The sequence below is a fragment of the Streptomyces sp. NPDC000404 genome (assembly GCF_040300365.1).
Taxonomy (GTDB): domain Bacteria; phylum Actinomycetota; class Actinomycetes; order Streptomycetales; family Streptomycetaceae; genus Streptomyces; species Streptomyces ramulosus.
The window spans coordinates 192,659-205,419 of the sequence record NZ_JBEPDN010000007.1; the positions used below are offsets into that span (position 1 = coordinate 192,659).

At 74.8% G+C, this 12,761-nt stretch carries 12 protein-coding genes; 6 read left to right on the plus strand and 6 right to left on the minus strand.

Features of this window, described 5'->3' with window-relative positions; all coding sequences use genetic code 11:
• Window positions 1-40 precede the first annotated feature (40 nt).
• Both ABT345_RS15400 and ABT345_RS15405 read left to right on the plus strand, forming a co-directional pair.
• Window positions 41-1,072: a cation diffusion facilitator family transporter gene (locus ABT345_RS15400; RefSeq protein ID WP_345088996.1), complete on the plus strand. Its 1,032-nt coding sequence runs from the start codon at window positions 41-43 to the stop codon at window positions 1,070-1,072.
• Window positions 1,073-1,603: 531 nt separating this feature from the next.
• Window positions 1,604-2,158, plus strand: a complete 555-nt coding sequence (locus ABT345_RS15405) for a GNAT family N-acetyltransferase (RefSeq protein ID WP_345088999.1) — start codon at window positions 1,604-1,606, stop codon at window positions 2,156-2,158.
• Between the two features lie 163 nt (window positions 2,159-2,321).
• On the opposite strand, the gene ABT345_RS15410 is transcribed toward ABT345_RS15405, so the two are convergent.
• The gene (locus ABT345_RS15410) at window positions 2,322-2,708 is read right to left on the minus strand and encodes a VOC family protein (RefSeq protein ID WP_345089002.1); all 387 of its coding nucleotides are present in this window, start codon (window positions 2,706-2,708) and stop codon (window positions 2,322-2,324) included.
• Window positions 2,709-3,037: 329 nt separating this feature from the next.
• On the opposite strand from ABT345_RS15410, the gene ABT345_RS15415 reads away from it, so the two are divergent.
• Window positions 3,038-3,772 (plus strand): hypothetical protein, encoded by a 735-nt coding sequence (locus tag ABT345_RS15415; protein WP_345089005.1) that lies wholly within the window; start codon window positions 3,038-3,040, stop codon window positions 3,770-3,772.
• A 213-nt stretch (window positions 3,773-3,985) separates the two neighbouring features.
• Window positions 3,986-4,978, plus strand: a complete 993-nt coding sequence (locus tag ABT345_RS15420) for a hypothetical protein (protein WP_345089008.1) — start codon at window positions 3,986-3,988, stop codon at window positions 4,976-4,978.
• A 206-nt stretch (window positions 4,979-5,184) separates the two neighbouring features.
• On the opposite strand, the gene ABT345_RS15425 is transcribed toward ABT345_RS15420, so the two are convergent.
• Window positions 5,185-6,126: an NADP-dependent oxidoreductase gene (locus ABT345_RS15425; protein ID WP_345089011.1), complete on the minus strand. Its 942-nt coding sequence runs from the start codon at window positions 6,124-6,126 to the stop codon at window positions 5,185-5,187.
• A gap of 272 nt (window positions 6,127-6,398) precedes the next feature.
• Between ABT345_RS15425 and ABT345_RS15430 the strand changes: the two genes are divergently transcribed.
• On the plus strand, window positions 6,399-7,556 hold the full coding sequence (locus ABT345_RS15430; RefSeq protein ID WP_345089014.1) for an ATP-binding cassette domain-containing protein: 1,158 nt from the start codon (window positions 6,399-6,401) through the stop codon (window positions 7,554-7,556).
• A 121-nt stretch (window positions 7,557-7,677) separates the two neighbouring features.
• On the opposite strand, the gene ABT345_RS15435 is transcribed toward ABT345_RS15430, so the two are convergent.
• The 3 genes from ABT345_RS15435 to ABT345_RS15445 are packed head-to-tail and all read right to left on the minus strand — an operon-like array spanning window position 7,678 to window position 10,243.
• Window positions 7,678-8,802: an ABC transporter substrate-binding protein gene (locus ABT345_RS15435; RefSeq protein ID WP_386460298.1), complete on the minus strand. Its 1,125-nt coding sequence runs from the start codon at window positions 8,800-8,802 to the stop codon at window positions 7,678-7,680.
• Window positions 8,803-8,828: 26 nt separating this feature from the next.
• Window positions 8,829-9,506 carry an ABC transporter permease gene (locus ABT345_RS15440; protein ID WP_345089020.1) on the minus strand — a complete coding sequence of 226 codons (678 nt, stop codon included), beginning with the start codon at window positions 9,504-9,506 and terminating at the stop codon, window positions 8,829-8,831.
• A complete protein-coding gene (locus tag ABT345_RS15445) occupies window positions 9,503-10,243 on the minus strand; it encodes an ABC transporter permease (RefSeq protein ID WP_345089023.1) in 741 nt (246 codons plus the stop codon). Before ABT345_RS15445 ends, ABT345_RS15440 begins: the two co-directional genes overlap by 4 nt.
• A gap of 214 nt (window positions 10,244-10,457) precedes the next feature.
• On the opposite strand from ABT345_RS15445, the gene ABT345_RS15450 reads away from it, so the two are divergent.
• Entirely contained in the window at window positions 10,458-11,267 is an 810-nt protein-coding gene (locus ABT345_RS15450; RefSeq protein ID WP_345089026.1) for a polysaccharide deacetylase family protein, read from the plus strand.
• 85 nt (window positions 11,268-11,352) lie between these two features.
• Here ABT345_RS15450 and ABT345_RS15455 read toward each other — a convergent pair whose 3' ends face one another.
• Window positions 11,353-12,660: an alpha/beta hydrolase gene (locus ABT345_RS15455; RefSeq protein WP_345089029.1), complete on the minus strand. Its 1,308-nt coding sequence runs from the start codon at window positions 12,658-12,660 to the stop codon at window positions 11,353-11,355.
• Window positions 12,661-12,761 lie beyond the last annotated feature (101 nt).

Genomic DNA, 12,761 nt, shown 5'->3' on the forward strand with positions numbered 1-12,761 from the left:
CATGAACGGCCCAGGACGACGCCCCAGGAAGGAGCACGCCTTGAGCGAGCACGCCCACGACCATGCCCACGGCCACGGCCCCGGCGGACACAGCCACGCCCACGCCGTCTCGCCGGACGCGGACCGCCGCTGGCTGCGCGCCGCGCTCGTGCTGATCTGCGCGTTCATGGCGGTCGAGGTGGTCATCGGCGTCGTCGCCCGCTCGCTGGCGCTGCTCTCCGACGCGGCGCACATGCTGACCGACGCGGCGTCGATCGTGCTCGCGCTGGTCGCCATGCGGCTCGCCGCCCGGCCCGCCCGCGGCGGCTACACCTACGGCCTCAAGCGCGCCGAGATCCTCTCCGCCCAGGCCAACGGCATCACGCTGCTGATCCTCTCGGCCTGGCTGGCGTACGAGGCGGTGCGGCGGCTGATCGAACCGCCCGAGGTCACCGGCGGGCTGGTGCTGGTCACGGCGCTGGCTGGCGTGGTGGTGAACCTGATCGCGACGTGGTTCCTCTCCAAGGCCAACCGCTCCAGCCTCAACGTCGAGGGCGCCTACCAGCACATCCTCACCGACCTCTTCGGCTTCGTCGCCACCGCCGTCGCCGGACTCATCGTGTGGACCACCGGCTTCGCCCGCGCCGACGCGCTCGCCACGCTCGTCGTCGTCGCGCTGATGCTGCGCGCCGGGTACGGGCTGGTGCGCGAGTCCGGGCGGATCTTCCTGGAGGCGGCGCCCGCCGGCGTCGACCCGGACGCGCTCGGCGACCGTCTCGTCGCGGCGGACGAGGTCACGGAGGTCCACGACCTCCACCTGTGGCAGATCACCTCCGGGGAGCCCGCGCTCTCCGCGCACATCCTGGTGGCGCCGTCCGGCGACTGCCACAAGGTCCGCCGCCGCCTCCAGACGCTGCTGAGCACCGAGTACGGCATCACCCACGCCACGCTCCAGGTCGACCACGTCGGGGAGCGGGACACCGACACCGTCCTGCACGTCGGCGCCGGGCCCGCCCCCGGCACCGACCCCGACCCCGACCACTGCGCGGACGCCCACGGGCCGGTCCACCGGCGGGGGCCGCACCGGCACTAAGGGGTGGGGCCCCGCGCTTGCGGGGCCCCGTCCTTGTTGCGGCCGTCGGGCAACGCCACCGGAACATCCCCGCGCCTGCGGGGCCAACCACCGGTAGATCATCAAGTTGAGGATGATGCTCGGAACATCCCCGCACCCGCGGGGCCAACGAGCCCTCCCCCGCGCCTCACGTCACCCTCAGCGGAACATCCCCGCACCCGCGGGGCCAACTGGGCCGCGACGCTGCGGAAGATGGACCCGGAGGGAACATCCCCGCACCCGCGGGGCCAACACTTGCCGGCCTGCGACGTTATCCGAGAGTGGGCGCGTTTTCCTTCAGTTGCGGATTCTGTTCGCGGCGAGGAGGCGCCCGCGGCGGCCGTTGGCTGCGCGACGCTCAAGAGGCGTAGGTGTGATGGTTCCACCGCTCTGGCCGGGAACGAACGGCCGAGCCGGGCCCGGCCGGTGTTTTCCGATCCGGCGGGCGGAGCGAGGGTACGGGAAACCGGTGGCACAACAGTCCGCCCGCACCCGGCTCTCGGAGGGAACACCGTGCTCGTACTGCGTCCGGCCCGCGTCAGCGACCACCCCGCGCTCGTCCGCTGCGTACAGACCTGGTGGGGCGACTCCCGCACCCCGGAACAGGCCCGCGAACTCTCCCTGCTGCTGCCCCGCCTCTTCCTCCAGTTCTTCTCCCGGACGAGCCTGATCCTGGAGGAGGCGAGTTCTCCGGAGGACGGGAACGGTGGCGGGGACGGGGCCGGTGGCGAGGGCCGCGTCCGGGCGTTCCTCGTGGGCTTTTACGCGCCGGAGAACGACACCGACGCGTACATCCACTTCGTCGGGGTGCGTCCGGCGCTGCGGGGCCAGGGCGTGGGCCGGCGGCTCTACTCGGCGTTCTTCGCGCGGGCGGCGGAGGCGGGCCGCACCGACGTCCGCGCGATCGTCTCCCCGGGGAACGCCGCCTCGCTCGCGTTCCACCAGGCGATGGGGTTCGTCCCGGAGGGGGCCGGGGATCGCGTCGTCGGCGGGCTGCCGGTGCACGCGGATTACGACGGGCCGGGGGAGGACCGGGTGTGCTTCCGGCGGGGAATCGGCGAGCGCTGAGGGGACGGGGCCGGGCCCCGGGTGACGGGGCTACGGGGCTTCGTTCAGGGAGCCTGCCTGAAAGCTGGGCGCCGAAGGCCGGGCCCCGGGGTGACGGGATTTCCTTCAGGGAGTCTGCCTGAAAGCTGAAGCGCCGTCCGGGGCCCGGCCATGTCACGTGTGTTCAGCCGCGCTGCATCAGCTGGATCAGGTTGCCGCAGGTGTCGTCCAGGACCGCGGTGACGACCGGGCCCATCGTCCGCGGCTCCTGGGTGAAGTCGACGCCGAGCGCGCGCAGCCGGTCGTGCTCGGCGGACACGTCGTCCACCGCGAACGAGGCGGCGGGGATGCCGTCCAGGAACAGTGCCGCCTTGTACGGGGGCACGGCGGGGTGGCCGGAGGGCTCCAGGAGCAGTTCGGTGCCGTCGGGGTCCTCCGGCGAGACGACGGTCAGCCAGCGGTCCGCGCCCATCGGGACGTCCTCCTTCGGCACGAACCCCAACACGTCGGTGTAGAAGCGCAGGGCCTTGGCCTGATCGTCGACGAAAACGCTGGTCAGATGGATCTTCATGGTGCCTCCGGCGCCTCGGCCCCGAGCGATGCGGTGCGCCCGGGGGGGTGGGTCAGCGGGGTCGGTCCCCGGTGCGGTGCGTTGTGGTCCATGGTCGAGGCGGGGCGCGTGCGGCGCGGGGTGGGACACGGGGCAGTCCGTTTCCGGTATCTGAGTCGGTGTCAGATGAGGGGGCGGCCCCGGGCCCGGCTCCGGCCGGGGGCGTGCGCCGCTCGCCGCGGGCGCCCCGTGCCGCATCCGGCCACCTGGCCGCCACCGCGCGGGTGAACCGCGGCCGTGACCCGGTGGCGCTGGGGCCCGGGCGCGGTGGGCGGTGCTCGGATGGGTGGATGCGAACCCTCCTCCTGAGCGCCCTGCTGTGCACCGCCGCCGCCCTCCCCGGACGCGCCGTGGCCGCCGGGACCCCGGCGGAACCCGCACCGCCGCAGGTGGCGGTCGAGGTGAGCGACGACACCGACGCGGCGGAGGCGGGCGACCGGCTCGACTACCGCATCACGGTCCGCAACCTCGGCGACGCCCCGCTGCCCGGCGCCCGTATCGAGGCGCGGCTGCCCGCCACCACCGAGTCCGCCAAGGCGCCCGAGGGCCGCGTCACCGATGACCACACCGCCGTCTGGCACGCCGACCTCGCGCCGGGCGGGCTCCGTGTGCTGACCACGAGCGTCGTCCTCGGTGACCGCGCCGACGGCCCCTCCGCCGCCCCCGGCACGCTCCGCGCCGCCACCACCGTCTGCGTCCACGCCGCCGGCGTCGCCGCCCCCGCCGCCTGCACCGGCGACATCGACGACCTGCCCGAAACCCACGGCGGCACCGGCCCCTCCTGGCTTTCCTGGACCCCGTGGCTGCTCCTCGCGGGGCTGCTCGCGGGCGTCGGGTTCCTGCTGCGCGGGAGGCGGCGGACGGCCGCGGCAGCGGCGACGGCGGCCACCTCCGCCACCTCTGCCGCCGCCTCCGCCACCGCCACCGCGCCCGTCTCGCCCGGCGTGCCCGCCGCGGCTTCCCCGCCCGGCGAGTCCGGCGAGCCCGCCGCGCCCGCGGCGAGCGCCGGATCGGCCCGGACCTGACGATCCGGTGGGCGCGGCCCCCGGGGGCGGCTCAGGCCCGGCCCGCCCGGGTGCGGCCGCGGGCCCGGTGGGAGCGCGCCCGCGGATGCGGGTCCGGGCCGTCCGGCGGCGGGCGCCTCACCCGTCTGCCCCGCTCCCGCTCGCGAGCGCCCGTCGGGCCCACTTGCCTGAGAGACGGCCCCGCCCGCCGCCGTACGGAAGGAGCGCACGAACGTGACCGCGAGCGCACCCCCGGCCGCGAGTGACCGCCGCGCGGCGCGCGAGGGAACGCCCCGCGCCCCGCGGCGGCCCGGCCGGGCGGGTGCCGCCATCGTCCTGCTGCTCCTCGCCGCGCTGCTGGCCCCGGTCTCCCTGGCCGGCGTCTGGGCCCGCGACCAGCTCACCGACACCGGGCGGTACGTCACCGCCGTCGCACCGCTGGCCCGCGACCGCACCATCCAGAACGCGATCGTCGACGACGTCACCACCGGCGTGATGAGCCATGTCCGCCTCGACGGGCTGCTGTCCGCCATCCCCCGGCCGCAACGCCCCGCGCTGCGCGAACGGTTCACCGGCGGCATCCGCGAATTCGTCGACAAGCAGGTCCGGCAGGTCGTGACCGGGCCGTCGTTCCCCGCCGTGTGGCGGCAGGTGCACCGCACCGCCCACCAGGCCCTCGACGCCACCCTCGGCGCCTCCGGCACGGCCCCCGTCCGCCTCGACGTCGCGCCGGTCATCGAGCGCGTCAAACACCAGCTGTCCGCCAACGGTCTGGGCATCGACATCGCCCGCCGGGTCCCGCACACCGGCACCGAGATCGTGCTGCTGTCCGCCGCCGACGTGCCCCGGGCCCGCACCGCCTACCAGGCCGTGCGGACGACGGCACGGGCGGCGCCGCCACTCGCCGCTCTCTGCCTCGCCGCCGGGCTCCTGCTGGCCCGCCGCCGGCGCCGCGCGCTGACCGCCACGGCCCTGTTCGGCGCCGCCGCCACCGCGCTGCTCGCCCTGGCCCTCGGACCGGCCCGCTCCCGGGCCCTGGACGCGCTCCCGGACGCCGTCCCGCGCCCGGCGGCGGCCGCGTACACGGACGCGCTCACCGCGTCGCTGCACACCGGCATCACGGGGCTGGCCTGCGGCGCCCTGGTGACCGCCGGGCTGGCCGCGGCGAGCGGGCCCGTGGCACGGGCCGTACGGGGCGTCCTGCGGAAGCGGCGCCGGGTCGCCTGAGGGCGGGCCCCGGGCCGGGCGGCCACCGGGCCCGGCGCCGAGACGGCCGCCCCCGGGAGCGGCCCCCACCGCACGCCCCGGGGCGTCCCGAAGCGGAAGCCTCGCCTCACGCAGCCCCCGGCTCCCCCGCAACGCGGCGCGGCCCCGCGGGAAGCTCCCACGGGGCCGCGTCGGGCCGTGCGTACCGGACGGGCCGGGCTCGGGCGCTACATCACCAGGACCGTCTTCCCCTGCGCCCGCCCCGAGCGCTGCTCGGCCACCGCCTCCGGGGCCTCGTCGAGCGGGACCTCCTTGCCGACCAGGACGGTCAGCCGGCCCGCGTCGACGTGTCCGGCGAGGATCTCCAGGAGCTGCGGGGACGGCCGGTTGACGAAGTTGAAGCCGCGGAGGTTGTGGTCGGTGAGGACATCGGAGTCGGCCGCGCCGATCGTCGACACCGCCGTCCCGCCGTCGCGCACCGTCCGCATCATGTCGGTGAACCCGTCCGCGTCGCTGACCAGGTCGATCAGGACGTCGACGCCGTCCGGATGGGTGGCCAGCACCTGGTCGGCGACCGGCCCCGCCGTGTGGTCGACGATCTCGGCGGCGCCCAGGGTCAGCATCAGATCCGCCATCACCGGCCGCGCGGTCGCGATGACCTCGGCGCCGCGCCCGTGGGCGATCTGCGTGAGGAAGGTGCCGACACCGCCGGTCGCCCCGACGATCAGCACCAGGCTGCCCTCCCCGATCCGGGTCTCCTCCACCAGGTTGTACGCCGTCATGCCGGGCGTCGGAACCGCCGCCGACGTCGCGTAGGTGACGCTGCGGGCCGCATGGGCGAGGGACTGCTCGTCGGCGAGGGCCAGCTCCGCGTACGAGCCGCCGCCGTGCGCCGGCCGCTGGAACGTGCCGAACACCGCGTCCCCCATGGTGAAGCGCCGCACGCCGGTCCCGACGGCCAGCACCTCGCCCGCCCCGTCGGCGCCCATGACCAGCGGGAACGACGTGGTGTCCGGGTCCTGGAACATCCCGTCCGCGATCTTCCAGTCGATGGGGTTGACCCCGGCGGCCGACAGCCGCACCAGGACCTCCCCCGGCCCTGGCTCGGGCTGGGGCAGCTCCTGGAGCTGCGGCTCGGCACCGAATGCGCTGACTGCTACGGCTCTCATCGTGGCGTTCCCTTCCACCCGTCCGACCGGAGGCCGGGCGCGATCGTAAGCACGCGAGGCAGGCCCGACGCGGCAGGCGGAAAGGCGGCGCCGCCGAAGCAACTCGTACGGCCCCCGCACCGCGCCCCATCCGGCCGCCGCACCCGATTGCCGGGACGGGCGGCCCTCCTGACGGCCCGGATGGCCGCCCCTCCCCGGGGTGGCCCGGCGGCCGTCGCACCCGATTGCCCGCATGAGGGGACCGGCCCGGCCCGCCGGGGTGCAATGGGCGGATGATCCGCTTCACGTCGGTGACCAAGCGCTACCCGGACGGGACGACCGCCGTCGACGGTCTGTCCTTCGAGGTCGCGGAGGGGGAACTCGTCACCCTCGTCGGCCCGTCGGGCTGCGGCAAGACCACCACGATGATGATGGTCAACCGGCTCATCGACCCGACCGAGGGCACGATCCACGTCGGCGGCGAGGACATCGCGGGCGTGGACCCGGTACGGCTGCGCCGCCGGATCGGCTACGTCATCCAGCAGACCGGGCTCTTCCCGCACCGGACCGTGCTGGACAACACCGCGACGGTCCCGGTGCTCACCGGCTGGAAACGGTCGAGGGCCCGGGAGCGGGCGGCGGAACTCCTCGACCTCGTCGGGCTCGACCCCGCCGTCTACGGGCACCGCTACCCGGATCAGCTCTCCGGCGGCCAGCGCCAACGCGTCGGCGTCGCCCGCGCCCTCGCCGCCGACCCGCCCGTCCTCCTCATGGACGAACCCTTCGGCGCCGTCGACCCCGTCATCCGCGAACACCTCCAGAACGAGTTCCGCCACCTCCAGCGGCAGCTCGGCAAGACCGTGCTGTTCGTGACGCACGACATCGAGGAGGCCGTCCGCCTCGGCGACCGCATCGCCGTCTACGGGCAGGGCCGCATCGAGCAGTTCGACACGCCGGCCCGGGTGCTGGGCGCGCCCGCGACCCCGTACGTCGCCGAGTTCGTCGGCAGCGACCGGGCGCTCAAGCAGCTGTCGGTCACCGGGATCGACCGGGCCGACCTGGAGCGCCCGCCGCTCGCCCGGCTCGGCGAACCGGCGATGGAGGCGGCGGCCCGGCTGCGGGCCCACGGCGCCCGCTGGGCGGTGGTACTGGACGACTCCGGCGCGCTGCACGGCTGGGTCGGCGCCGCGGAGCTGGCGGACGCGGCGGGGCCGGTGTCCGGGCACGCCCGCCGGATGGCGGCGTGGGTCCCGGTCGGCGCCACCCTCAAGCGGGCGTTCGGCGAGATGCTCCAGCACGACGCGGGCTGGATCGCGGTCCTGGACGGCGACCGCTTCCTCGGCGTCCTGACCCCGGCCCGCCTCCACGAGGCGCTGCGCCGCACGATCGTCCCGGGGGAGCGCGGGGAGCGCCGGGGGACGGGGGAGGTGGAGTCGGTTCCGTTGGGGTGAGGCCCCGACGGAGTAGGCGCCCGAGGCCGGCCCGGTGGCCGGTGCGCGGGGGCCTGACCCTCGCCGCGTACGGGTACGGCTGTCGCCCGGGTGCGCCCCTCGCCGCCTCCGGGTGGGGCCGTCACCGTCCCTTGGGCAGCAGCCCCTTCCCCGTCAGATAGTCGTGGGCGACGTCCTCGGGCAGGCGGCGCCAGCTGTCGACGCGTTCGTTGAGGCGGGCCAGATCGGCGGTGGTCAAGACGGTGTTGAGGCGGCCGAGCGCGGCGGCGGCACGGGCGCCCCCGGCCCGGGAGCGGTTGACGACGGGCACGACGTAGTCGGCGTTCTGGAGCGCCCGGTCATCGGCGAGGACCACCAGCCCGAACCGGTCCAAGGTGGCGTCGGTGGTCGTGGTCAGCACCATCTGGTCCTGCCCGTTCTGCACCGCCTGTTTGGCCGGGGTGGTGCCGACGCCCTTGGGATCGACGGCCGTGATGTCGATGCCGTACGTCTTCCTCAGCCCCGGCGCGCAGAACGGCCGGCGGACGCACTCGTCGCCCGCGGCGAGGCGCACCGGCAGCTTCGCCCGGCCCAGGTCGCTGAGGGTGCGCAGGTGGTGGCGGGCGGCGTAGGAGGCGCTGACGGCGAAGGCGTTGCGGTCGACGGCGCTCCCCGGGGCGAGCACCGTCAGCCCGCGCGGGACGGCGAGGGTGCGCAGCGCGCCCATGGTGGCGTTGCGGTCGGGGGAGGCCACGGGCCGGGCGTCCGCGCCGTGCGCCTTGGCCTGGAGCCAGTCCGCGAAGGTCGCGGCGTACTCGGGGACGACGTCGATCTGGCCGCGCTCCAGGGCCGGTTCGTACAGCTCGCGGTTGCCGACGGTGACGAGGTCGGCGCGGTACCCGGCGTGCCGCAGCAGCGCCGCGTACATCTGCGCCAGCAGCTCGCTCTCGGTGAATCCGGCCGAGCCGACGATCAGGTGGTGCCGGTCGCCCGGAGCGGCGGTGACGGCGCCCCGGTCCTCCAGGGAGGGGCCGCCCGCGCAGGAGGTGAGGAGGGCGGCGGCGAGGGCGAGAGCGGACGTGTGGCGGGCACGGCGGGCGGCGCGGGTGCGGGGAGCGCGCGGGGCGGTCGCTTGCGCCCCGGACGGTGGCGGGGCGCCCCCGGCGCGCTGGGCCGATGCGGGCGCCCCCGGTGAGCGGCGGGCACCCCCGGCGCGCGGGGCCCGGCCGCACGCCCGTCCGGGCTCCCGGCCGCGCCCCGCCGCCACCGGGTCCACTGCCCGCCCGCGCCACCTCACCGCACGCCCCGTCCCCGCGACCACTTGGGCCCGCACCGCGTCCCGGCCTCGAACGCCGCCTCCATGAGCAGCGCGAACACCGCGACGACGACCGCGCCGGCGACGACCTGCGGGGTGGATGCCAGATTGAAGCCGGCGGTGATGATCCGGCCGAGGCCGCCGCCGCCCACCAGTGCGGCGAGGGTGGCGGTCGCGACGAGCTGGACGGCGGCGATGCGCACCCCGGTGAGCACCAGCGGCAGCGCCAGCGGCAGTTCGACCCGCCACACCAGCTGACCGCCGGTCATCCCCATGCCGCGCGCGGCCCGCACCACGTCCCGGTCGACCTCGCGCATCCCCACGTAGGCGTTGGTCAGCAGCGGCGGCACGGCGAACAGCACCAGGGCGATGACGGTCGGCCACTCCCCGTGCCGCCCCAGGGGCGTGAGCAGCAGCAGGACCAGCACGGCGAAGGTGGGCACCGCGCGGCCGACGTTGGCGAGATTGACGGCGAGCGCCCCGCCGCGCCCCAGATGCCCGAGGACGACCGCCACCGGCAGCGCGAGCAGACAGCTCAGCAGCAGGCAGCCGACGGTGAGCGCGGCGTGCTGGGCGAGCCGGTGCCAGACGCCGTTCTCGCCGGTCCAGTGGTCCGCGGTGGTCAGCCAGGCGACGGCGCCGGAGACCGCGTTCACGGCTGCCGTCCGGCCGCGACCGGACGGCGCACGGCCGCCCGTACACGCCCCCGCCGCCCGGTGCGCGCCCCGCGCCGCCATGGGGTCAGCAGCCGCTCCGCGCCCAGGAGCAGCAGGTCGAAGGCGACGGCGAGCAGCACGCAGAGCACCGACGCGGTCAGCACCTGCGCCTTGAAGTAGGAGTTCATCCCGGCGTAGATGAGGTTGCCGAGCCCGCCGTGGCCGACGATCGCGCCGACGGTGGTGAGCGCGACGGCGGAGACGGTGGCGATCCGCAGCCCCGCCATCGCCGTCGGCAGCGCCAACGGCAGCTCCACGGTGAGGAGTTGCCGGGTCGGGCCGTACCCCATGCCGCGGGCGGCGTCCTTGGCCCCGTCCGGTACGCCGTCGAGACCGGCCAGCAGATTCCGCACCAGCAAGGTCAGCGAGTACAGCGCGAGCCCCGCGACGACCAGGGCGGACGAGAGGCCGTAGACCGGCAGCAGCAGGGAGAACATCGCCAGCGACGGGATCGTGTAGAGCACCGTCGTCAGCCCCAGCACGGGCCCCGCCGTCCACCGGTGGCGCCGGGCCAGCAGCGCCAGCGGCACCGCGACGACCAGCCCGAGGGCGACCGAGACCACCGTCAGCTGGACGTGCTCGGCCACCGCGCCGAGCAGGATGTGCCGGCGGCTGCTGAGGTAGTCGCCGCAGATCCAGTCGTTGCGGGCCAGGCAGTCGTCCGGCAAGGCGGTCACGGTACGAGTCCACCCCGGGGCGGGCCGCCCTGTCGCGCGGGACGCGTCCGAACGGGCCGGCGCCGGCGCCCCCACCTCTGCTCATCACCTCTGCACGTCGCGTAGACACACCGCGTAGACACCACATCTCTACACACTATGTATAGTTCCCCGGAGCCGACGGGCAGCCGTCCGGCCGGCTGCTGCCTCACCCCTGCGCCGCCCGGAGAGTTCCATGCCGAAGAACGCCCGCCGCCCCCTCATAGCCGGGCTGCTGACCGCCGCCTGCCTGGTACTCGGCGGCTGCAAGCCCGCCAACGAGATAGCCCCGGTCGACGCCCGGGACGACGCCCCGGCATCCGACGTCAAGGCGCGCGACGCCCAGCTCGCGACGGACGGCAAGGGCGGCAAGGGCGCGGCGGACGGCTCCGGCGTCGACTGCCGCGAGGTCAAATGCGTGGCGCTCACCTTCGACGCGGGTCCCAGCGAGCACACCAACCGCCTGCTGGACATCCTCAAGGAGGAGAAGGCCCACGCGACCTTCTTCATGCTCGGCAAGAACCACATCGCCGAGCGCCCCGCCGAGGTGAAGCGGATCGACCGCGAGGGCCATGAGCTGGCCAACCACACCTGGTCGCACCAGATCCTCACCGACGCCTCCCGCGCGGAGATCAAGAGCCAGCTCTCCCGCGTGCAGAAGGCGGTCCACGACCTCACCGGCAAGACCCCGACGCTGATGCGCCCGCCCCAGGGCCGTACCGACGAGAAGGTCGCCGAGGTCAGCAAGGAGCTGGGGCTCGCCGAGGTCCTGTGGAGCGTGACGGCGAAGGACTACCAGACCAACGACTCGAAGCTGATCACCAAGCGGGTGCTCGACCAGACGGAGCAGGACGGGATCATCCTGCTCCACGACATCTACCCGGGCACCGTCCCGGCCGTCCCCGGCATCCTCAAGGAGCTGAAGCACCGCGGCTTCACGCTCGTCACCGTCTCCCAGCTCCTCTCCCCGGCGAAGCCGGAGCCGGGAATGGTCTACCGGCCCTGAGCAGGGCGGACGGCCGGACGCGGACAAGCGACGGGCCGGGCACCGGGTGACTGTCCACCCCGTGCCCGGCCCGTTCGCGTACGCGTCAGTCCTGCGCGGGCTCCACCGGATCCCGGCGGCGCTCCGCCTGCGCCGGGACGCCGGACTGCTGACCCGTGTGGTGCTCGTCCGGCTTGCCGTCGTGCGCCTGTGCGCCCTGCGGGGCGGCGGGCTTGGTCGGCTTCGCCTCGACGTCCTGCGGGAACGTCAGCTGGCGGCTCTGCCACTCCAGCGCCGGGACCACCTCACGCCGCCAGGTGGCGAACTGGTGGCTGCCGCGGGGCAGGATGATCGAGTCGACCGTCATCGGCGGCTTCGCCGCATGGATGAAGTCCATCGTCGCGCCGTAGTCCGGCTCGCCCTGCCGGCTGCTGGCCACCAGCGCGGAGACCTGCGGCGCGGGCAGGTGCTTCAGCCGCCACAGCAGATCGTGCTCCCGCTCGCGCTTGGCACCCTCGGGACCGCTGCCGAAGAGGCTGCCGGTCGTCAGGTCGTCCTTGATCGCGTAGTCGCCGGAGAGCGAGACTGCGGAGGTGTAGATCTTCGGGTTGCGCATCGCCAGCTGGAGCGAGCAGGTGCCGCCAGACGAGTACCCGAAGGCGCCCCAGGCGCTGGAGTCGCGGCCCACCCGGTACGCGGACCGCATCGCCTCCGGCAGGTCCTTGGTGAAGAACGTCTCGGCCTGCGGGCCACCCGGCACGTCCACGCACTCGGTGTCCCGCGGCGGCGCGATCGTCGGCCGCACCATCACCATCACCGTCGGCTGCATGGTGCCCTTGGCGATCAGCCGCCCGGCGTTCTGCGGGATCTGCAGATGCTGCGCGAGGTTCATGATGCCGCCGGGATAACCGCTGATCACGACCATGACGGGGAACCGCTGACGGCGGAACTGCGGCTGGAAGTACTGCGGCGGCAGATAGACGAACGCGGGGTTGATCGCACGGCTGCGGCGCCCCACGATCCGAACCGACTCCATCTTGCCGACCTTGTCGGCGGGGCCCTGCGGCAGGCCCGTCACCCGGTCCAGGCCCTGCGGCCCGGCGGGCTGGATCAGCGCGCCCTTGGCGGTGCCGACGGAGGCGTACTGGCCGCCGTTGTCGCTGACCGCGACCGGCGCCTTGTCCTCGTTGCCGAGCAGATCGTCCCAACTGCCGTAGAACTCGAAGCTGTTGTTCACCGCGAGGGCCAGCGCGCACACCAGCGACACCTGGGTGAGCACGACGGCCCCGAGCCTGCCGAAGAGAACCCCCACGCCGCGCCCCGACAGCCGCGGCCACTGCCACACCGTCAGCACGACGAGCACCACCGCCAGCGCCACCACCGCGATTTCGAGCGACCGACTGGTCAGCCCCATGCGCCCCACATCTCCCGTCACCCTCGCAAGGGCTCTCGCCCGGCTCCCGGCTTGCGACCGCCTTGACCAACAACGGGCGGCTCGGACCGATGGTCACCGGA